General features: G+C 58.4%; 17 protein-coding genes. 11 read left to right on the top strand and 6 right to left on the bottom strand.

From position 1 onward, the window contains the following. Positions 1 to 4: 4 nt before the first annotated feature. Together ccoO and ccoN are read right to left on the bottom strand one after the other, a co-directional pair. The gene (ccoO, locus tag AC0QTX_RS04760; RefSeq protein ID WP_474602671.1) at positions 5 to 739 is read right to left on the bottom strand and encodes a cytochrome-c oxidase, cbb3-type subunit II; all 735 of its coding nucleotides are present in this window, start codon (positions 737 to 739) and stop codon (positions 5 to 7) included. An 11-nt stretch (positions 740 to 750) separates the two neighbouring features. Then, positions 751 to 2,385: a cytochrome-c oxidase, cbb3-type subunit I gene (ccoN, locus tag AC0QTX_RS04755; protein WP_474602670.1), complete on the bottom strand. Its 1,635-nt coding sequence runs from the start codon at positions 2,383 to 2,385 to the stop codon at positions 751 to 753. Positions 2,386 to 2,761: 376 nt separating this feature from the next. Between ccoN and AC0QTX_RS04750 the strand changes: the two genes are divergently transcribed. Further along, complete coding sequence (locus tag AC0QTX_RS04750) at positions 2,762 to 3,601, top strand: 3-oxoadipate:acetyl-CoA acetyltransferase (RefSeq protein WP_474602669.1); 840 nt, start codon at positions 2,762 to 2,764, stop codon at positions 3,599 to 3,601. On the opposite strand, the gene AC0QTX_RS04745 is transcribed toward AC0QTX_RS04750, so the two are convergent. Beyond that, a complete protein-coding gene (locus AC0QTX_RS04745) occupies positions 3,598 to 4,380 on the bottom strand; it encodes an IclR family transcriptional regulator domain-containing protein (protein WP_474602668.1) in 783 nt (260 codons plus the stop codon). The genes AC0QTX_RS04750 and AC0QTX_RS04745 overlap by 4 nt on opposite strands. 252 nt (positions 4,381 to 4,632) lie before the next feature. Here AC0QTX_RS04745 and pcaD point away from each other — a divergent pair, with 252 nt between their 5' ends. Genes pcaD through AC0QTX_RS04705 form a run of 8 tightly spaced genes read left to right on the top strand, consistent with a single transcriptional unit; the run spans position 4,633 to position 11,175 of the window. Further along, on the top strand, positions 4,633 to 5,427 hold the full coding sequence (gene pcaD / locus AC0QTX_RS04740; protein WP_474602667.1) for a 3-oxoadipate enol-lactonase: 795 nt from the start codon (positions 4,633 to 4,635) through the stop codon (positions 5,425 to 5,427). A gap of 31 nt (positions 5,428 to 5,458) precedes the next feature. Continuing rightward, entirely contained in the window at positions 5,459 to 5,827 is a 369-nt protein-coding gene (gene pcaC / locus AC0QTX_RS04735) for a 4-carboxymuconolactone decarboxylase (protein ID WP_474602696.1), read from the top strand. A 52-nt stretch (positions 5,828 to 5,879) separates the two neighbouring features. Beyond that, positions 5,880 to 6,605 carry a protocatechuate 3,4-dioxygenase subunit beta gene (gene pcaH, locus AC0QTX_RS04730; protein ID WP_474602666.1) on the top strand — a complete coding sequence of 242 codons (726 nt, stop codon included), beginning with the start codon at positions 5,880 to 5,882 and terminating at the stop codon, positions 6,603 to 6,605. Then, a complete protein-coding gene (pcaG, locus tag AC0QTX_RS04725; RefSeq protein ID WP_474602665.1) occupies positions 6,605 to 7,231 on the top strand; it encodes a protocatechuate 3,4-dioxygenase subunit alpha in 627 nt (208 codons plus the stop codon). The genes pcaH and pcaG overlap by 1 nt, the downstream gene beginning before the upstream one ends. Positions 7,232 to 7,252: 21 nt before the next feature. After that, positions 7,253 to 8,098 (top strand): CoA transferase subunit A, encoded by an 846-nt coding sequence (locus AC0QTX_RS04720; protein ID WP_474602664.1) that lies wholly within the window; start codon positions 7,253 to 7,255, stop codon positions 8,096 to 8,098. Positions 8,099 to 8,100: 2 nt separating this feature from the next. Next, on the top strand, positions 8,101 to 8,889 hold the full coding sequence (locus AC0QTX_RS04715) for a CoA-transferase subunit beta (RefSeq protein ID WP_474602663.1): 789 nt from the start codon (positions 8,101 to 8,103) through the stop codon (positions 8,887 to 8,889). Position 8,890: 1 nt separating this feature from the next. Further along, positions 8,891 to 10,096 carry a 3-oxoadipyl-CoA thiolase gene (pcaF, locus tag AC0QTX_RS04710; protein ID WP_474602662.1) on the top strand — a complete coding sequence of 402 codons (1,206 nt, stop codon included), beginning with the start codon at positions 8,891 to 8,893 and terminating at the stop codon, positions 10,094 to 10,096. 11 nt (positions 10,097 to 10,107) lie between these two features. Beyond that, positions 10,108 to 11,175 (top strand): 3-carboxy-cis,cis-muconate cycloisomerase, encoded by a 1,068-nt coding sequence (locus AC0QTX_RS04705; protein WP_474602661.1) that lies wholly within the window; start codon positions 10,108 to 10,110, stop codon positions 11,173 to 11,175. Between the two features lie 231 nt (positions 11,176 to 11,406). Here AC0QTX_RS04705 and AC0QTX_RS04700 read toward each other — a convergent pair whose 3' ends face one another. Continuing rightward, positions 11,407 to 12,324, bottom strand: coding sequence for a helix-turn-helix domain-containing protein (locus AC0QTX_RS04700; RefSeq protein WP_474602660.1), 918 nt, complete (start codon positions 12,322 to 12,324; stop codon positions 11,407 to 11,409). 117 nt (positions 12,325 to 12,441) lie between these two features. On the opposite strand from AC0QTX_RS04700, the gene pobA reads away from it, so the two are divergent. Next, positions 12,442 to 13,611 (top strand): 4-hydroxybenzoate 3-monooxygenase, encoded by a 1,170-nt coding sequence (pobA, locus tag AC0QTX_RS04695; RefSeq protein ID WP_474602659.1) that lies wholly within the window; start codon positions 12,442 to 12,444, stop codon positions 13,609 to 13,611. Positions 13,612 to 13,813: 202 nt separating this feature from the next. Further along, complete coding sequence (locus AC0QTX_RS04690) at positions 13,814 to 15,484, top strand: methyl-accepting chemotaxis protein (protein ID WP_474602658.1); 1,671 nt, start codon at positions 13,814 to 13,816, stop codon at positions 15,482 to 15,484. A gap of 108 nt (positions 15,485 to 15,592) precedes the next feature. Here AC0QTX_RS04690 and AC0QTX_RS04685 read toward each other — a convergent pair whose 3' ends face one another. After that, entirely contained in the window at positions 15,593 to 18,070 is a 2,478-nt protein-coding gene (locus AC0QTX_RS04685) for a hybrid sensor histidine kinase/response regulator (protein ID WP_474602657.1), read from the bottom strand. After that, positions 18,067 to 20,238 (bottom strand): putative bifunctional diguanylate cyclase/phosphodiesterase, encoded by a 2,172-nt coding sequence (locus AC0QTX_RS04680; RefSeq protein ID WP_474602656.1) that lies wholly within the window; start codon positions 20,236 to 20,238, stop codon positions 18,067 to 18,069. Before AC0QTX_RS04680 ends, AC0QTX_RS04685 begins: the two co-directional genes overlap by 4 nt. Positions 20,239 to 20,554: the final 316 nt, after the last annotated feature.

The following is a 20,554-nucleotide window of genomic DNA, read 5'->3' as shown; positions in this document are numbered from 1 at the left end:
GTCCTCAGCGCACGTTGGCCTTGTTGTCGTAGAGCTTGAAGTCCACCTGCGTGCCGAGCATCTGCAGATAGGCAATCAGGGCGTCCGCTTCGGTGACCTTTTTCGGATTTCCGTCGAAATTGCGCGACTGGGCGTTCGGGTAGCGCTGGGCGAGATCGGCTGTGTTCGGATCATCCGCATTGGCCTGGGTGAGGATGTCACTCTCGACCTTCTTCAGCATCTCCTCGGAGTAGGGTACGCCAAGGGTCGCCTGGACCTTCAGATCCTGTGCAATGGACTTGGCGTCCAGCTCGTTCTTCTCGAGCCAGGGGTAGCTCGGCATGATCGAGCCCGGCACAACCATGCGGGGGTCCTTCAGGTGGTCCCGGTGCCAGTCGTCGGAATACTTGTTTCCAAGACGGGCGAGATCCGGGCCTGTGCGCTTGGAGCCCCACTGGAACGGCCGGTCGTACATGCTCTCGGCCGCCAGGGAGTAGTGGCCGTAGCGCTCGACCTCGTCACGCAGAGGGCGTACCATCAGACTGTGGCAGTTGTAGCAGCCCTCACGCACATAGATGTTGCGGCCGGCCAGTTCGAGGGGAGTGTAGGGCCGGACGCCCTCTACCTTCTCGATGGTGCTCTTCAGGTAGAAGAGGGGCACGATCTCCACGAGGCCGCCGATCGAGATGACGATCAGCACGCCCAGAACCAGGATGATCGAGTTGGTCTCGAAGATTTTATGACGGGACCAGAATGACATGGTCGTTTCCTTTACTCCGCGGCGATCAGCGCGGGCTGGGTGGCTTGCAGGACTTCCTCGGCTTCCTGGCCGGCCGAGATCGTCTTCCAGACGTTCCAGGCCATGATCAGGGAGCCGGACACGAAGAGCACGCCGCCGAGTGCACGGATGACATAGAAGGGATGCATCGCCTCGACCGTCTCGATGAACGAGTACTCAAGGAAGCCTAGGCCGGTATAAGCGCGCCACATGAGGCCCTGGAGGATGCCCGCAACCCACATCGACGAGATGTACAGGACGATGCCGAGGGTCGAGATCCAGAAGTGCCAGGAGACAGCCTTCATGGAGTAGAGCTCCTTCTTGTTCCACAGCCACGGAACGAGGCAGTAGATCGACCCGAAGGACACGTAAGCCACCCAGCCGAGAGCGCCTGAATGAACATGGCCGATGGTCCAATCGGTGTAGTGTGACAGGGAGTTCACGGCCTTTACGGACATGAGGGGTCCCTCGAAGGTGGACATGCCGTAGAAGGCGACCGACACGACCATGAGACGCAGCACGGGGTCGGTGCGGAGCCTGTCCCAGGCGCCCGAGAGGGTCATGAGGCCGTTGATCATGCCGCCCCATGAGGGCATCCACAGCATGATCGAGAACACCATGCCTAAGGTCTGTGCCCAATCGGGCAGGGCGGTGTAGTGCAGGTGGTGAGGACCTGCCCAGATGTACATGAAGATCAGCGACCAGAAGTGGATGATGGAGAGGCGGTAGGAATAGACCGGCCGCTCCGCCCGCTTCGGGATGAAGTAGTACATGATGGCAAGGAAGCCGGCGGTGAGGAAGAAGCCGACCGCGTTATGGCCGTACCACCACTGAACAAGGGCATCCTGCACGCCCGACCATACGATGTAGCTCTTGGGCGAGAAGAGCGAGACGGGAATCGTCGCGTTGTTGCCCAGGTGCAGGACCGCAATGGTCAGGATGAAGGCGAGATAGAACCAGTTCGCCACATAGATGTGGGGCTCCTTGCGTCGCATGACCGTGCCGAGGAAGACGAGGAGATAAGCGACCCAGACGATGGTCAGCCACAGGTCGGCGTACCACTCGGGTTCGGCGTATTCCTTGCCCTGGGTGATGCCGAGCAGATAGCCGGTGCCGGCGATCACGATGAAGAAGTTGTAGCCTAGCACCACGAACCATGGAGCGATGTCGCCGACCATGCGGGCGCGGCAGGTGCGCTGAACCACATAGAACGAGCTCGCGATCAGCACGTTGCCGCCGAAGGCGAAGATCACCGCCGAGGTGTGCAGCGGGCGCATGCGGCCGAACGACAGCCAGGAAGTGTCGAAGTTTAGGGTCGGGAAAGCGAGTTGGAGAGCAATCAGAAGGCCGATGGTGAAGCCTGCAACACCCCATATTACCGAGGCAATGGTCGCGAACTTGACCGGCCCCATGTTGTAGTTCGGCTTGCCGCCGATCGTTTGCGGCGGCAGCTGGCTGGGACGCTCATAATACCGATTCAGGATCGCGAACACGGAAGCGACGCTGGCCGCGGCAAAAAGATAGGCATGAAAAGCGTATTCAGGCGTATATGCCTTCGCCGCAATGATGATGCTGAGGAGCGCCAATCCGGCGAAGGCGAGGGCCGACCCCGCTTCGCCGAAGGTCATTCCTTTTGAGGGTGCTACCGCTTGAGCCATAGGCTTCGACCTTTTGAAATCATCGGCAAAGCCTGGAGCTTTACCGTCAGCAGAGTCGTCTAAAAGGCCTGGCATCCGAGGGCATTGATGCAGATCAAACTGGTCTCACGGCAGAGGATGGAGCCTCGTCAGAATGGTGCTTCCGCTGACGTGCACTATTCGGAAAGCATAGAATTTTCAGGTGGTTGTTTGCTTATTGGGCGGTTCTGGGGACACCCACGGCTGAATAGCTGCCTGATCCGACTTGCTGGTCCCGGAAGGACTTGACGAAACGTGCTGGTTCTCTTGCAGATGTCCCGCTCTATGTCTTCCAACGGGAGATTGATCCTCGAACCAGGAGTCAGGCGTGAAACCTGTCATCATTGCCGTTGCGATCACCGGATCGGTTCCGCGCAAGAAGGACAATCCGGCTGTCCCGATCACGCCACTCGAGCAGATCGAGTCGACGCGGCAGGCCTATGAGGTCGGTGCCACGCTCGTGCATATCCATGTCCGCAATGACGACGAGACACCGTCATCCGACCCGGAGCGCTTCGCTGCCGTCCAGACCGGTATCGCCGAACAGTGTCCCGGCATGATCATCCAGTTCTCCACCGGCGGGCGAGGGCGGGATCCGGGCCAACGCAGCAGCGCCCTCTATCTGCGCCCGGATATGGCCTCCCTGTCCACAGGTTCTGTCAATTTCCCGACGATCATTTACGAGAACCACACAAGCCTGGTCGAGGAAATGGCCGGCAAGATGCAGGAGTTCGGGATCCGACCCGAAATCGAGATCTTCGACCTGTCCCATCTTCACGGGGCGCGGCGTCTGGCCGACAAAGGGCTCATGGACGAGCAGCCGCACATCCAGTTCGTCATGGGCGTGCAGAACGCACTGCCCGCAGAGGAGCGCCTGCTCGATGTGCTTCTGAAGGAGGCCAAGCATCTATTCCCAACCTGCACATGGACAGCTGCCGGAATCGGCCAGCATCAAGCCAGGGTCATGGATTGGGCTCTTACGCGAGGCGCCGATGCGGTCCGCACAGGGCTTGAGGACAACATCCGCATCTCCAAGGATCGTCTTGCCGTGAGCAATGCCGAACTGGTGGAGCATGCGGTGCTTGCCATCGAAAGGCATGGGCATCGCGTCGCCACGCCTGATGAAGCAAGGCTGCTCCTCGGCTGCCAGCCAAAGGCTATCAGCTAGAGCATAAAGCGCAGGGCTTCGCTGGCAGAACTCAGCAAGGGCAGGAACCGCTCCTTCATGTCCTCGGCGGAGACACGCCCAGCCTGTGCACTCAGATTCAGCGCGATGGTCACCTTGCCGTTCCTCTGGACGACCGGAATAGCAATGGACCGGAGCCCGTACTCGAGTTCCTCACTCACAAGGGCATAACCTTGGGCCCGGGCCGCTTCCAAGACGGAGCGGAAGTTCGCCTTGTCCGTGATCGTCTTTGGCGTGCGAGCCTCCAGCCGAACACGCTGAACATACGCGTCGATTGCGTCATTCGGCTGGTGGGCCAGAATTGCACGGCCCAGGGCAGTACAATGAGCCGGCAGGCGACTGCCGACGCCGAGGCCGATGGACATGATCCTGCGGGTAGCCGAGCGGGCGATGTAGACGATGTCGTCACCGTCAAGAATGGCAGCCGAACTCGATTCCCCCGTTTCTTCGGAGATCCGCTCCAGGAAAGGCTGCACCTGCGCCGACAGGGATGCCGAGGAGAGATAGGCGTAGCCAAGCCGCAAGATCCTGGGCGTCAAGCTGAAATACCGCCCATCGAACTCGGCATAGTTCAGCTTCGTGAGCGTCAGCAGATAACGTCGCGCGGCCGCACGGGTGATTCCGGTCAGCTTGGCCACATCGGACAGGGTAAGCCTCTGCCGGTTGGCATCGAAGGCTTCGATGACCAGCAGGCCCTTCTCTAGGCTCGCAACGAAGTTGCGAGCCTCGCTGCTCGGATCCTCGACTGAATGGCCTTCCATCTGCACTCCAAGAGGATGTGGTGGACTTTGGTAGCCTTGACACCCTGCGGGTGAACCGTACTACATGTGCGATATGAATATCAATGTTCGCTATGCGCACATATCAGTAGACGATAGGATTACGGCCCAACCTTCAACAGAGTTGAGACATCCTGAGAAGATTATAGCCTATGGTGGAACACGGAGCCTGCGCGCTGATCATGGCCTTCAAAAGCCTGCCATTGACGTCGGTTCGCTGCATTGAGGTGAGACATGGCATTTGCACGTGTGAACGGCATCGTTCTCCACCATCAGGTGCTCGGACCATCTGAGAGCCCTGCTCTTGTCTTCATCAACTCCCTCGGCAGCGATCTACGAATCTGGCAGCAGGTCGCTCCCGCCTTCTGCGAACGGTATCGAGGCATCCTCTACGATAAGCGGGGCCACGGACTTTCGGACGCGCCATCTGCGCCCTACAGCATCGACGATCATACGGACGATCTCCTCGCGCTCCTTGATCACCTCGGCATCGAAAAGGCGTCCCTCGTCGGGCTTTCGGTCGGGGGCATGATCGCGCAGCGCATGGCTGTACGATCTCCCGATCGCGTGCAATCCATCACCCTCTGCTGTACCGCGGCCAAGATCGGCACGGCAGAGCTTTGGGCGGACCGGATTGACGCCGTCAAGAGGGGCGGCATCGAATCGATCGCCGACAACGTTCTCCAGCGCTGGTTCACCCCACACTTTCATGAGACGCGACGGGATGATCTCGCCGGATGGCGTAACATGCTGGTCCGTACTCCGGCCCATGGCTACGCAGGAACCTGTGCGGCGATCCGCGATGCGGATCTCAGGCAGGGGGCAGCCGGAATTGCCGTGCCGACCCTCTGCGTGGCAGGCGATCAGGATGGCTCCACGCCGGCAGATGTCGTCAAAGGAACTGCCGATCTCATCCCAGGTGCCAGGTTTGCTCTCATCGAAGGGGCAGGGCACATTCCCTGTGTCGAGAAGCCCGAAGAACTGTCGGGGCTCATCAAACAGCATCTTCGGGAGGCGGGACTTGTCTGAGAAGAACGAGAGCGAGCGCTACAAGGCGGGCATGGCGGTCCGCCGCCAGGTGCTTGGCGATGCTCATGTAGATCGTGCGACGGCCCAGATGACTGAGTTCGACAGCGATTTCCAAACCTTCATCACCGAGGGTGCATGGGGTTCGGTTTGGTCGCGACCGCATTTCACCAAGCGGGAGCGCTCGATCGTGACCATAGCGCTTCTGGCCGCTCTAGGGCAGGACGACGAGGTTGCGATGCATGTTCGCGCGACCCGCAATACGGGCGCGACGAAAGAAGACATCAAGGAGGCGTTGATGCACGTGGCTGTCTATGCGGGCGTGCCCGCAGCCAACCACGCCATCAAGATCGTCAAGAAGACCTACGCGGAAATGGAAGCAGATCCCCAGCCTCGCACGTAGCAGGTCGGGTTTGGACGCGGAGCGTTGTCGGGCGCTTCAAGGAGAGCCAGGAATGTCGGATGAAGGATCATTCTATCAGCGGGATCGGAGCTGGCATCCGGCTGCGCTCACGCCCCAGTATAAGACCTCGGTGCTGCGCTCGCCGCAATATCCGCTGCTGTCGCTCGACAATACCATTTCTGAAATGACGGGGCCGCGTTTCGGACACAACAAGATCGGGCCGCTCGATAACGACCTGATCCGCAACTTCGCCAAGACGGGAGATCCCATCGGGCAGCGCATCATCGTCTACGGCCGCGTGCTGGATGAGAATGCCCGCCCGGTTCCAGGTGCTCTGGTGGAGTTCTGGCAGGCGAATGCGGGCGGTCGCTACAGGCACAAGAAGGAAACCTATCTGGCCGCCATCGATCCGAACTTCGGCGGCTGCGGGCGCGCCATCACCGATGATGAGGGCCGCTACTGGTTCAGGACCATCAAGCCAGGCGCCTATCCCTGGCCGAACGGCGTGAATGACTGGCGCCCGGCGCATATCCACTTCTCGATCTTCGGTCACGCCTTCGCCCAGCGCCTGATCACCCAGATGTACTTCGAGGGTGACCCCATGATCTGGCAGTGCCCGATCGTTTCGACCATTCCCGACAAGGCAGGCATCAAGCAGTTGATCGCAGCGCTCGACCGCAACGCCACGCTTCCAATGGACTCGCTCGCGTACAAGTTCGACATCGTGCTGCGCGGACGCCGCTCGACCATGTTCGAGAACCGGATGGAGGGGAACTGATGGTTCAGAAGCTCACGACAATGAAGGAATCCCCCTCGCAGACGGCCGGTCCCTACATCCACATTGGAGCGACCCCGAATTGGGTCGAGATCACGGGAGTGTGGGAAGAGGATCTCGGTCTCGTCCTCGTCGGACCGGACACGAAGGGCGAACGGGTCATCATCAAGGGTCACGTCTTCGATGGCAGCGGAACCCCTCTCAAGGACGCCCTGATCGAGATCTGGCAGGCGGATGCCTCCGGGTTCTACAACAGCCCGGAGGAAAAGCGCGGCAAGGCCGATCCCAGTTTTATTGGATGGGGACGCCAGCCGACGGACGCGGTCACGGGCGAGTACCGTTTCGAGACGATCAAGCCCGGTCGCGTACCCTATAAGGACGGACGTCCGATGGCGCCACACATCACGTTCTGGATCGTGGCCCGCGGCATCAATATCGGCTTGCACACCCGTTTGTATTTCAGTGACGAGGAGGCGGCCAACGCACAGTGCCCTGTTCTCGCCCGCATCGAGCACAGGCATCGGGTGAACACGCTGATCGCCACCCGCAGCGAAGAGAATGGGCTGCCGACCTACACTTTCGACATTCACCTGCAGGGTGAGAAGGAAACCGTGTTCTTCGACATCTGATCATCGATCCGAAAGCGCATCATGGCCAAGTTTCAGAGCCTCAAGGAGGCTGTTGCCGAAAACCTGTGCGACGGCGATACCGTCGCGTTCGAGGGCTTTACCCATCTTATCCCTCACGCCGCTGCCCATGAGGTGATTCGGCAGGGGATCAAGGAGCTAACAGTCATCCGCATGACCCCCGACATCATCTATGACCAGATGATCGGCATGGGTCTGGTGAAGAAGGTGATCTTCTCCTACGCGGGCAATCCGGGCGTCGGCTTGCTGCGCCGCATGCGGGATGCGATCGAGAACAGCTGGCCCCGCGCCATCGAGACCGAGGAGCATAGCCACGCGGCCATGGCCAACGCCTATGAGGCCGGTGCTGCAGGGCTGCCCTTCGCAGTTTTCCGCGGCTATCTTGGAGCGGGGCTGAAGGAGGTCAATCCTGCGATCAAGAGCGTCACCTGCCCCTTCACGGGTGAGCAGCTCGCAGCGGTGCCCGCACATCGTCCGGATGTTGCTGTCATCCATGCTCAAAAGGCCAACCGGCGCGGCGACGTGCTGGTCGAGGGCATCATTGGGGTGCAGAAGGAGGCCGTGCTCGCCTCCCGGCGTTCCGTAGTGACAGTCGAGGAGATCGTGGAGGATTTCGACGACCTCCACCCGAACCTCTGCGTGCTGCCGCATTGGACGGTCTCGTCCATCGCTCACGTTCCGGGCGGTGCACATCCGTCCTACACGCACGGCTATTACGATCGCGACAACGCAGCTTATCTCGAATGGGACAAGATCTCCGCCGACCGTGATCTCTTCACGGCTTGGATGAGAGAGAACGTGCTGGAGGCAGGGCCTGAGGCCTTTGCCGCCCGGGTAAAGGGATTGTAAGAATGGCGAACCTCTCGGACTTCTCTCCCAACGAGATGATGACGATTGCGGCGGCGCGGGTCCTTTCGAACGAGGACGTCTGCTTCGTCGGCATCGGGGCTCCATCAGCCGCCTGCAACGTGGCGCGGCTCACCCATGCGCCTGACATCACGCTGATCTATGAAAGCGGCACCATCGGCACCGCGCCGAACGTGCTGCCGCTCTCCATCGGTGACGGCGAACTCTGCGAGACGGCAGTGACCACCGTGTCGGTGCCTGAGATGTTTCGGTACTGGCTCCAGGGCGGGCGCATCTCCATCGGCTTCCTGGGTGCCGCTCAGCTCGACCGCTTCGGCAACATCAACACCACTGTGATAGGGGACTACCATAAGCCGAAGGTGCGCCTGCCCGGCGGCGGCGGTGCGCCTGAAATTGCGACGTCCTGCAAGGAGGTCTTCATCACCATGAAGCAGGCGACCCGCGGGATGGTGGAGAAAATCGACTTCTACACCTCCTTCGGCCACGGGGAGGGTGGCAACCACCGGGAGCGCCTCGGGATCACCACCAAGGGACCGACGCTCCTGATCACGGATCTCGCTATCTGGAAGCCCCACCCTGAGACGAAGGAATTCACGGTCGTATCCATGCATCGCGGCGTAACCCGCGATAGGGTTCAGGAGACCTGCGGCTGGAAGGTGCGCTTCTCCGACCGACTGGAGGAAACGCCTCCGCCATCCGAACTCGAACTCACCACACTGCGCGAGCTCCATGCCAGAACCGATAAGGCGCATGGCGGTAAGAGAGGATCTTAAGATGCGCGAAGCCTTTATCTGCGCCTATGTGCGCACACCGATCGGCCGCTACGGCGGCTCCTTGTCGAGCGTACGCGCTGACGATCTGGCCGCAGTGCCTCTGAAGGCGCTCCTGGAACGTCATCCGAACCTCGACTTCGAGGCTGTGGACGACGTGATCTATGGCTGCGCCAACCAGGCCGGCGAGGACAACCGCAACGTCGCCCGCATGGCGGTTCTCTTGTCCGGGCTTCCGGGGTCCATCGGCGGAACGACCATGAATCGCCTTTGCGGTTCGGGCATGGATGCCGTCATCGCGGCGGCCCGCGCAATCAAGGCGGGCGATGCGGAAATCATGATTGCCGGCGGTGTGGAATCGATGTCGCGAGCACCGTTCGTGATGCCGAAGGCGGATACGGCTTTTTCCCGCAATGCCGAGATCTTCGACACGACCATCGGCTGGCGCTTCATCAATCCTCTGATGAAGCAGCAATACGGCGTAGATTCCATGCCGGAGACCGGCGAGAACGTGGCGGCCGATTTTGGCATCTCCCGCGAGGACCAGGATGCATTTGCCCTGTGCTCTCAGAAGAAAGCCGCCGCCGCTCAGGCCAATGGACGACTGGCGCAGGAGATCGTCTCGGTGACGATTCCCAAGCGGAAAGGCGACCCCGTCATCGTGGACAAGGACGAACATCCCCGCGGAGACACCACATTGGAGCAACTGGCGAAGCTGCCGACGCCTTTCCGCAAGGAGGGTACGGTGACTGCAGGCAATGCCTCCGGGGTGAATGACGGCTCGGCTGCCCTGATCATCGCCTCTGAGGATGCGGTTAGAAGGTATGGCCTTGAGCCTATTGCTCGTGTTGTCGGCGGAGGGACGGCTGGTGTACCGCCGCGGATCATGGGCATCGGACCGGCGCCGGCGACCAAAAGGCTCTGCGCCCGCCTCGGCCTGAAGCCTACCGACTTCGACGTCGTGGAACTGAATGAAGCTTTCGCCAGCCAGGGCATTGCCGTCCTTCGCGAACTCGGAATCCAGGAGGATGCCGAGCAAGTGAACCCGAACGGCGGTGCCATCGCTCTAGGGCATCCACTCGGGATGTCCGGCGCTCGCATCACCGGCACGGCTGCGCTCGAGCTGAAGCTCCGCGGCAAGAAGCGCGCCTTGGCAACCATGTGCGTCGGCGTCGGGCAGGGCATTTCCATTGCCCTTGAGGCTGTTTAAGCATTCTGGCCATGACCAAACAGACGCTCCCATATCCCTTTCTGCAGGCTCTTGTCGGCGACGACGAGGTGGGGGCGCTGTTCTCCAATGAGGCCGAACTCTCGGCGCTGCTGCGTGCCGAGGTCGCTCTTGCTCAGGCCGAGGCGCGGGTAGGGCTGATCAGCGCCGAAGGGGCAAAGGAAATCGCGGAGGCCTGCGGCTCCTTCCAGCCTGATTTGGCGGGCCTGGCTGCAGGTCTGGCGCAGGATGGTGTCATCGTCCCAGCCTTGGTCAAGCAGCTCCGGGCTGCTGTCGGCGATGCTGATGCCAAGGCCGTGCATTTGGGTGCCACGAGCCAGGACATCATCGACACGGCTCTCATGCTTCGCCTGAAGGACGTGGTCGAGATCTACGGGCGTCGGCTCGATGTTCTGACTCAAACCCTACGAAGCCTGAGGGATCGGGAGGGTGCGACGCGCCTGATGGCCCATACGCGCATGCAGCAGGCTCTTCCCTTCACGGCTGCCGACAAGATCGATACCTGGCTTCAGCCGCTTGAGCGCCACAGGGTGGCTCTGGAAGCGCTTGCGCCACGAGTTCTGGTGGTGCAACTCGGCGGCCCTGTCGGCACCAGGGCGGAGTTGAAGGGGCACGGCGACGCCATTGCCGATGCCATGGCCGAGATCCTCAACCTCGGCACGGCCCGATCCTGGCATTCCCAGCGCGATCGGATCGGCGAGTTCGCCGCCTTCCTCTCGCTTCTCTCCGGGACTTTGGGAAAGATTGGTCAGGATGTCGCCTTGATGGCGCAGAACGAAGTGGGCGAGGTGCGTCTCGCCACTGGCGGCGGTTCCTCGGCCATGCCGCACAAGTCCAATCCCGTACCGGCGGAGGTGCTCGTGACACTGGCCCGGTTCAATGCGGGCCTTCTCGGGAGCCTGCATCAGGCGCTCGTCCATGAGAACGAGCGCTCAGGCGCTGCCTGGACCCTGGAATGGATGGTGCTCCCGCAAATGGCTATCGGGACTGCTGCCAGCTTGAGAAGCGCTCAGACCCTGATCAGCGGGATGAGCTTCTCTGCCTCCAGAGGCAGAGACTAACGCGCCTCATGCATCTCCGACGATGGCCGTGATCCGGCCTGACCCGCTGCAATCCGGACATGGCTTTTTGCCAAGACGGCCGGACCCGCTGCAGGTCGGGCAGATATTCTCCCCGGTCTGCTTCGTGCCAGGTGCGTCCTCGTCACCAGGGTTCTTTCGGTCCGTGTCAGACATAGTCGCCTCCTCGAGAGGGTAACGTCATGTTGCTTCCGAGGTTTCTGACGGTACCCATCATCGGACCGGCGTGTGCTGCTGATTTGCCCGGTAGGTCAGAGGTGGGATACCCGTCTGGCGTTTGAAAAAGCGTGTGAAGTAGGCAGGGTCCTCAAAGCCGAGCGCGAGTGCGATCTCTTTGGCGGTCAAGGTTGTGAAGGTCAGGTATCGCTTGGCTTCAAGGATGAGCCGCTGGTGGACCATTCCCAATGCCGTGTCCCCAAAATGCTCGCGGCAGATTCGGTTGAGGTGAGGCGGTGTCAGACCGAGCTGGCGGGCATAGACTTCGACCGGTTGATGGCTGCGGAAATCCTTCTCGATAAGCTCACGGAAGCGCCCAGCATGCCCACGCGCCCGTTGGCCTGGGCCGTAAATGGCTCCCTGACTTGTGCCTTGCAGCCGATGCAGAGCGATGAGGATGAGCATCAGGCGCGCCTCGATGGCCTCAAGACGACCCGGGGCCCGGCCTGCAAATTCTGCAGCTAGAAAATCCACATCGGCATCCAGATTATGCCCGAGAGCCTCCTGATCCTGAAGCCCGATCAACTGAACGGACCGGAATGTCTCCCGAACCCCGGCCATGGCCGCAAGAATATGCGACAGGCGGCTTTCGAAGAGAGTCAGGACCGTACCGCTGACATTGGGCGAGAATGTGTAGCCGTGCACGGCCATCGGAGGGAGAGCGATGACAAACGGGCCGCTCAGTATGCTGCTTCCGCCGTCAACGAAGATCTCGGCCCAGCCGCCCGTCAGATGAAGGATCTGGAACAGCTGTTCATGACGATGGGGCTGAATCCTATAATTGTGCAAGTGGCTGCGAGTCTGGATAGCCTCACAATGGGACCACTCGGAGGTCGGATCGCCGCCGCTTTCTCCATAGAGAGCATAGCTTGGGATTGTTCTTCCGGCCAAGGTCTGTCGCTCCGCAAGGTTCATCCGGATATTCGAAATGTCCAACGCTATGCTCGCTTTGTCTATTGGCCGATTGGTGGCGGAGGATCATTCTGACGCGGAAATCGGGAATGTCCGGAAGACCGTCAGGAGGAGATTGCCATGCGCACGAAGGTAGCCATCATCGGCTCTGGTCCGGCCGGACTTCTGCTGGGGCGCCTTTTAGAGAATGCCGGGATAGAAACCGTCATCCTGGAGCGCCGCAGCCAGGAGTATGTCTTACGCCGCATCCGAGCTGGCGTCTTGGAACAGGGCACGGTCGAACTCTTGGACAGGGCAGGGGTCGGCGAGAAGCTGCATACGGAAGGTCTAGTCCATGAAGGCGTCGAATTCTGTTTCGATGGTGATCGGCACCGCTTCGACTTTCGGGAGCTGATCGGTCGCACGGTAACGGTTTACGGACAGACAGAGGTAACCCGCGACCTGATGCAGGCCCGTGATCGTTCGGGCTTGCCAACCATCTATGAAGCGGAGGATGTCTCCCTCCATGACTTCGACCGCGACGCGCCTAAGGTGCGCTATATCAAAGATGGAGTCGAACACGAGTTAGCCTGCGATTTCATTGCCGGCTGTGACGGATATCATGGAGTTTCTCGCGCCAGCGTCCCTCAAGATGCGATACGAACCTTCGAGAGGATCTATCCCTTCGGTTGGCTGGGGATCCTAGTCGACAAGCCTCCTGTTGCCGACGAATTGATCTATGCCCAAAATGAGCGCGGCTTTGCCCTTTGTTCCATGCGATCTCCGACCCGCAGTCGATACTACGTTCAGGTCCGGTCCAGCGACAGGGCGGAGGAGTGGTCTGACCAGCGCTTTTGGGACGAGCTTCGTCGGCGCGTCGATGAGCAGACTGCCGATAATCTCATAATTGGACCCTCAATCGAGAAATCCGTTGCTCCCCTGAGAAGCTTCGTGGCCGAACCTCTTCGCTTCGGCCGCCTCTTCCTCGCAGGCGATGCGGCCCATATCGTACCGCCGACCGGAGCCAAGGGCCTGAACCTCGCGGCCAGCGACGTCGCTGTCTTGGCGAAGGCCATGATCGAATTCTATGCCGAACGATCCAATGCGGGCATCGACGACTATTCCGCCCGTGTGCTGTCCCGGATTTGGAAGGCCGAGCGTTTTTCCTGGTGGATGACGTCCACTCTCCACACCTTTCCGGATACGGACCCGTTCGACAGGCGCATTCAAAGAGCAGAGTTCGAGTATCTCAGAAGTTCCGTGACAGCGGCGCGCTCGCTTGCCGAAAACTACACGGGTTTACCAATCTGAACTCGTTAGATCTTCGGCGTGGAATCAGTAGACTTTTCAATAATAATTTGCAGCACAGCCCTTCCCAAGCTTTAGCCTGAGTGGAGCAGGTAATTGTTCGATGACTAAAAGTAAGGTGTGCTTAAATCTCCCTTAAACCGTCAATATGTAGAAGCTCCGCTCCATTATAGAGGCATTAGCTGTGTTTACTAGGAATATTGCCTTGACTGTCGGAGGACGGTTTTTTGTTGCAATCGCTCTTTCCTTCGTAGCTCTGATCGGTCTGGCGTTATTTGGATCGAGCGCCATCTCGAACCTGCTGCGGGAGCGCAAGTTTGATGAGCTGAAGCACCTGACGGAAAGTGCCTACACGATCGTGGCGGACTTTCACGCCAGGGCGCAGCGCGGCGAGATAAGCGAGTCAGACGCGAAGGCACGGGCGGCCGACGCTCTCCGGGCCATTCGTTATGCCGGATCAGAGTACTTCTTCATCCATGGCTATGATGCCGTCACGGTGATGCATCCGATCAATCCCGCGATGCAAGGGAAGGACCAATCCGGGCTCAAGGATGTTTCCGGCCGCTCTGTTGTGCTCGAACTCGTGAAAGTCGCCAAAAGCGGTGGAGGATTCTTGGAGTATGATTGGCCGAAGAAGCCGGGAGACGCCGAGCAGTATCCGAAGGTTGCCTATGCTGCCGGGTTCCACGCCTGGAACTGGGCCATCGGAACTGGGGTCTTTGTTGATGACCTTGATGCGCTTGTTGCAAAAGAGCGCAACGCGTTCCTCACCTTTGCCGCCATAGCGACACTCGGGCTTTCCATTGTAGGCTTCTTCCTCGGCAGAGGGGTGTCTGTCGCGGTTCGGAAGCTGTCGCTTGCCATGAGCAGCCTTGCGGCAGGCGACCTGCAGACAGATATCGATGGCACCTCGCGTCGGGACGAGGTCGGCGCCATGGCGCGGACTGTGCAGGTGTTCAAAGAGGCTCTGATTCCCAAGCAGGCCGCGGATGCTGCCGCTGCGCATGAAGCCAACGCCAAAGCCAGACGCGCTGAGGCTCTCGATCGTCTTACCAGGCAGTTCGAGAGCAATGTTTCAGCCCTGACCCAGGGACTTTCGTCTGCTGCTGCGCAGATGGAACAGACGGCGCAGTCCATGTCCTCCATGGCTGATGAGACCAAGTCCCAGTCCGTCACTGTGGCTTCAGCGGCTGAACAGACTTCGGCGAATGTTCAGACCGTTGCGGCTGCGACTGAAGAACTCTCAATCTCCATTCGCGAAATCGCAAGCCAGGTTGCTGCATCGTCGCAGATCGCGGACCGCGCGGTAGGCGATGCGCAGAGGACCAACGCCACCGTTCAGGATCTGGCTGCATCGGCAGAGAAGATCGAAAATGTGGTTGCTCTCATCAACACGATCGCCGGGCAGACCAACCACCTTGCCCTTAATGCCACGATCGAGGCCGCCCGTGCCGGTGAGGCGGGGAAAGGCTTCGCAGTTGTCGCGTCTGAGGTGAAAGAGCTGGCGAACCAGACCTCACGTGCGACCGAGGAGATCTCTCTCCAGGTTCATTCTGTTCAGCAGGCCACTCAGCAGGCTGTTGCGGCGATTCAGAACATCGCGCAGACGATCACCGAGATGTCTCAAATTTCCGTCTCCATAGCGGCATCCATGGAAGAGCAGGGGGCCGCAACTTCGGAGATTGCGAGGAACGTTCAGGAAGCCGCACGCGGCACGGAAATGGTCACTGGCAATATTGTAAACGTCCGGCAGGGCGCTGGCGAAACTGGGGCAGCGGCGTCTCAGGTGCTTGGCTCCGCCCAGGAACTTGCCCGTCACTCATCCGACCTGAGACATGAAGTGAACTCCTTCTTGACCGGAGTGAAGGCTGCATAAGCCTTGTTTAAGGAGAAGGGTGCGTGGTGTCAAAGGGTTATAGAGCTGGAGCCATTCAGGAACGAGGCAGAACCTTCCGACACCACGCATCCTGTAGAAGAAGACCCCTCACTGAACCAGAGCACTGGTTCCAATCTTTCTGGAGTCTCGCTCGAGATAGTCTCTCAGCATGTTGTAGGTTCGGCTCAACTCCTGGGCCAAGTGATCAACCTGTTCAGTCCCGTCTCGCGCGAGATCAGCGCTGGTAATCTTTCTCCAGCCTATGCAAATCTCATGCACAGTTCTGGCACCGACATTAGCCGATGCGCTCTGCAGTCCGTGAGCCTCGAGGCGAAACCTGTGGGAATCTGCCGAAGTCGCCGCATCGCGCAGTTCTTGGATGAGATGATTAGCGTCGGAGTAGAACTCCTCTACAAGATCCGAGATGAAGTCTCGTCCACCCAACTGTTCCAGCTCGACGAGAAGAGACTCATCAATGCATGGCATACGGTCATTTGCCGCGGGAGGCATGCGGGCGCCAGAGGTGACCGACGCGTCATCCATGTCGGCACTAACCGTATCCTCGATGAGCCGAAGGAGCGTCGCGGGCTGGACCGGTTTGGTAAGGCATGCGTCCATACCGGCCTGCAGAGTCCGTGCGACAACCTCCGGTGTGGCATCCGCCGTCAGGGCAATAATCGGTTTGTGAGTGCCACTTGGCTCAGTGAATCTGAACAGCTCCGTTGCCTCAATACCAGTCATGATGGGCATGTTGATGTCCATGATGACAAGATCAAACTCCCCGAGCTCAAGTGCGTTGAGTGCCTCCTCCCCATTAGTTACGCATTGAGGGAGATGTCCCCCACGCTCGAGGATTTTTGAGATGACCATGCGGTTCGTCGCATTGTCGTCTGCCACAAGAACCGACAAGCTTCGTAATGAAACGGGAAGTTGGCTTCTGTTAGGCTCGTTCCATAATGACTGAGCCAGAGTGGTTTGAGCAGCCATCGCGACGGAAGCGATCATGGCCTCGCTCAGGGTGAAGTCGAACGGCAGAACGCTGGTCGTGAACCTAGCCAACTTCAATGTTGCGAGCATGCGTGTGGGTTCTGGTTGAACTAAGACTGGATTTAGAGGCAAGCCAGCCTTCACGATCTCGTCTGCAACGACATCCACAGGTAAATCGGTATAATAGAACGGCAGCCACTCAATGGAGTTCTTCTGCTCTATCCACTGCCTTGCCCCTGCAAGATGGCCAAAAATAGGAGTTTCGCGACTGCCACCGAGGCGAGAGACGATGTTACGAGCAGCGTCAGCATCCGAGCAGATCAAAAGGGGGCTAAACAGATCGGGTAAGGCTAGGGGCAACTCGCTCTGGGCGACCACAGTCACTGGAAGAGTGAACCAGAACGAGCTGCCATGGCCTTCATGGCTGTCGACGCCGATTTCTCCTCCGATGGTTGTAATGAGCTGCCGACAGATCGATAGGCCTAAGCCCGTTCCACCGTAGCGGTTTATGATGGTTTCATCCGCCTGCGTGAAGCTCTCGAAAATTCGACCAATTGACTGAGGTGCAATGCCAATCCCAGTGTCGGACACAACAAATCGGATGAAGGTGACATCGCCCTGCATCACCGGGTGAGCTATCAGTGTGACATGTCCTTTGTCAGTGAACTTGACAGCGTTCCCAAGGAGATTGAGCAGGACCTCCTCAAGCTGGTGCTTGGCACCGTTAAGTTTTGCCGGAGTCCATGGAGCTACATGGATCGTGAGCTTCAGGCCCTTCTGCTGAGCTTGAGTGTTAATCATAGCTCGGGTTGTCGATAGAAGCTCCAGAAGATCGAAATCGTCGTTTTGTATCGGCATTTGCCCCGCTTCGATGCGGGAAAGGCTCAAGATGCTGTTGATCTGTCGGAGCAATGCTTCGCCAGCTGAACTGATCGTGCGGATGATTCCACGCTGCTCTGCGTCGAGCTTTGTCTCCCTTATCAAACTGGAGAGACCGATAATCGCGTTCAAAGGAGTTCTGAGTTCATGGCTGACACTGGCAAGAAAAAGGGTCTTCGACCGATTGGCAGCCTCAGCTTGCGCTTTGGCATTCGAGAGCTTGCGGATCAGGGTGCTGGCGTAAAGTGGCAGCACAATCAGGCTCAGCAACAAGCTTGCAGAGAGGTATATGTCCTCCTGCCATCTCGGTGTTGAATAGATGACTGCTATGAAACATGCGACGGAGACTGCCATCGCGATGTACAGGAACCGTACGCCAAATCGGAATCCGTTTCCGAAGGTCACCCAGAGATACAGCAGAAAAAGAACCGATGATGTTTCACCCACATAGTGTAACTGAAACGACGCAGTTCCAAGATCGCTGGCGATAGCTATGATGCGTCTGAGAGTTGATTGTTGCGGCCGCAGAAGAATGTGCGCGACAATTCCAATTGAGATAACCGCAAATACCGCCGCACTCACCAACGCTTGGCGCGGAACTGAAGGGTTGATCCAGAAGGTGTAGGCTACGATCACGCTTAGAAAGATGAGCCTGTTAAAGCTCATTTCATGCTCGCGATCCGGGCTGTTTTTGAAGCGTTTCAGAATGTTTGAAATCACGGATCGTGGGCCTTCATAGACGACGTACCCTGCCTGGAGAGCAGATACTGCGGATCGTCCCTGAGCAGGGCATCAAAAACCTCAGGCGACACGGGCCGGCTGAACAGAAAGCCTTGAGCTTCGTCACAAGGATACGCCAGCAAACAGGTCAGTTGGAGATTGGTCTCCACTCCTTCGGCAACAACCTTCAGGTTAAGGCTTCGAGCGAGGGAGACGATAGCCCTGACGATTGCTTCATCACGGCTCCCCGCTGAGAGACTCGAAACGAATGACCTGTCGATCTTCAAAGTATCGACCGGAAAATTCTTTAGGTAGCTCAGAGATGAGTACCCTACGCCGAAATCATCAATGGCGATACGTACGCCTAAATTCTTTAGTTCATGAAGGATCGACTTTGTTCTCTCGACATCCTTGAGGAGGCTGCCTTCCGTGAGTTCAAGTTCAAGGTACTCCGGATTGAGCCCTGTCACATGCAAAGTTTCCGCAACGAGTTGGACGATGTCTTGGCGGAGAAACTGCACAGGCGATAGATTGACAGAGATCCGGAGGGGATCGTGTCCCCGACGCTGCCATGCCGCCGCTTGGGTGCAGGCTTTCCTGAGCACCCACGCGCCGATCTCATTGATCAAGCCAGTTTCCTCGGCGATATCAATGAAGACATTTGGAGGGGTTGGGCCGAATTCAGGCCTTATCCAACGCAACAAGGCCTCGGCACCGACAACCTTGCCGGTTTCCAAGTCAATTTGAGGCTGGTAATGAAGAGCGAACTGCTCCTGTTGGATGGCTCTTAGGAGGTCAGCTTCCATACCGATATTGTTTCGGGAAGCGTTATCCATTTCAGATGAGTAAAAGCGAGCCGTATTCCGTCCTTCGGATTTGGCCTGGTACATTGCCAAATCCGCGCACCTGAGGAGTTTCTCAACATCCCGACCATCACATGGGGCTATCGCAACTCCTATAGTGCAGCCAAGCCTTACTTCGTTCCCGTCGAGAAGAAATGGCGCAGACAAACAGTCGATGATTAGGTGCGAAAGGTCTCGTGCTTCGTCAGGATCGTCGATGTTTTTCTGCACGACCACAAATTCATCACCGGACATTCTCGCGATGAAGTTGTCGCTGGGAATACGACCGATGAAGCGACTGGCTACTTGCTGAAGAATCCGATCGCCACCGGCATGCCCAAGTCCATCGTTGACTGCTTTGAACCGGTCCAAGTCAATCAACAGCAGCGCAAACCGGGTTTCCTTGTTCAGGAGCTCCTGTTGAACCCATTCGTATAAGAATCTGCGGTTGGGAAGGTCTGTCAGCGTATCATGCAGCGCGATATGTCTAAGCGTACTTTCTGCCTGCTTGCGATCACTGATGTCGATCGATGTGGTCAGAACGCTTTCGCCTCCTCCTGCCGGCTCCCTCATGGAAGTCTTCGTTGTCAGGAAAGTGCGCTTCGATCCCGTCGCGTCAGTGAGGGTCTCTTCAAATACCGCATTGGCTCGCCGGCTCCTCAGAATCGGCTCATGAGCCTGCTTGCTATGTTCGATCCTGCTGCTTCCAAGAACGTCGCCTAGGCTCCTTCCCATAAGCACATCGGGATTGGAGTTGATGAATTGAGCAAAGTAGGCATTTACAAAGATAATCCGCCCATCCTCGTCAGTCGCGCTGATCATGGCCGGTACCGTGTCAATCACCTGGGCTAGAGCTTCGCGGCTGCTGCGTACCAGCTCCTCCTGGGATCGCTCGCTGATAAGGAGCTTTTGCTCAAGTGTCTGCGCACGGCTTTTGATATATTGTTGCTGTCTCTGCAGCTTGAGAAGATTGCGTGCGCGCGTCGTAAACTCGTAGTGATCAACGGGCGATCTCAGAAAATCCGTAGCGCCGGCCTCCAAAGCCTGAAGTCTGAAGGCTCGATCATCATAGGCGGTGACTACGATGATTGGGACGTCGCCTCCATTTGCGCTATTCCTGACATGCTTCGTGAACTCCGCGCCGTCCATGTTCGGCATTCGAAAGTCGGTGACGATCAGATCAGGACAATTGGATTCCAGCCATTGGAGAGCATCATCAGGCGAAGCGGAGGCATGCACTTCCGCACCTTGTTCAATTGACAGGGCCAGCCGAGAGTAAATATTTCGGTTCGTGCTTCTGTCGTCAACAATCAGAATCAGTGCCATTTGATGCCCCCCGGCACCCCCGGCCAATCGGTTGAGCACATTTCCTTGAGAGGCTGAGGATGCCTCATTAGCTCCTCAAGGATGTGAACTGCTCCGTTGCACTCGATCCGCCGGATATGCGGTGTGTATTCGCGCCAGTTGGTGTTATTGAACCCCAGAGGCCATCTGGTTGCTCAGCATCGGTAACGCCCCGTAACTTGGGTTTACGTGAAGTAGGTAACGTAGCGTTTCCACTGCCGCTGCATTTATAACACAGTATATTGGGTGATGGATGTCCTACTATTTGTGATAGACAGAACTTGGTTAACTACATGCT

It is taken from the genome of Microvirga sp. jy35 (assembly GCF_056148915.1).
The sequence above is the reverse complement of the archived record's forward strand: the minus strand, read 5'-3'. Positions and strand labels throughout refer to the sequence as shown.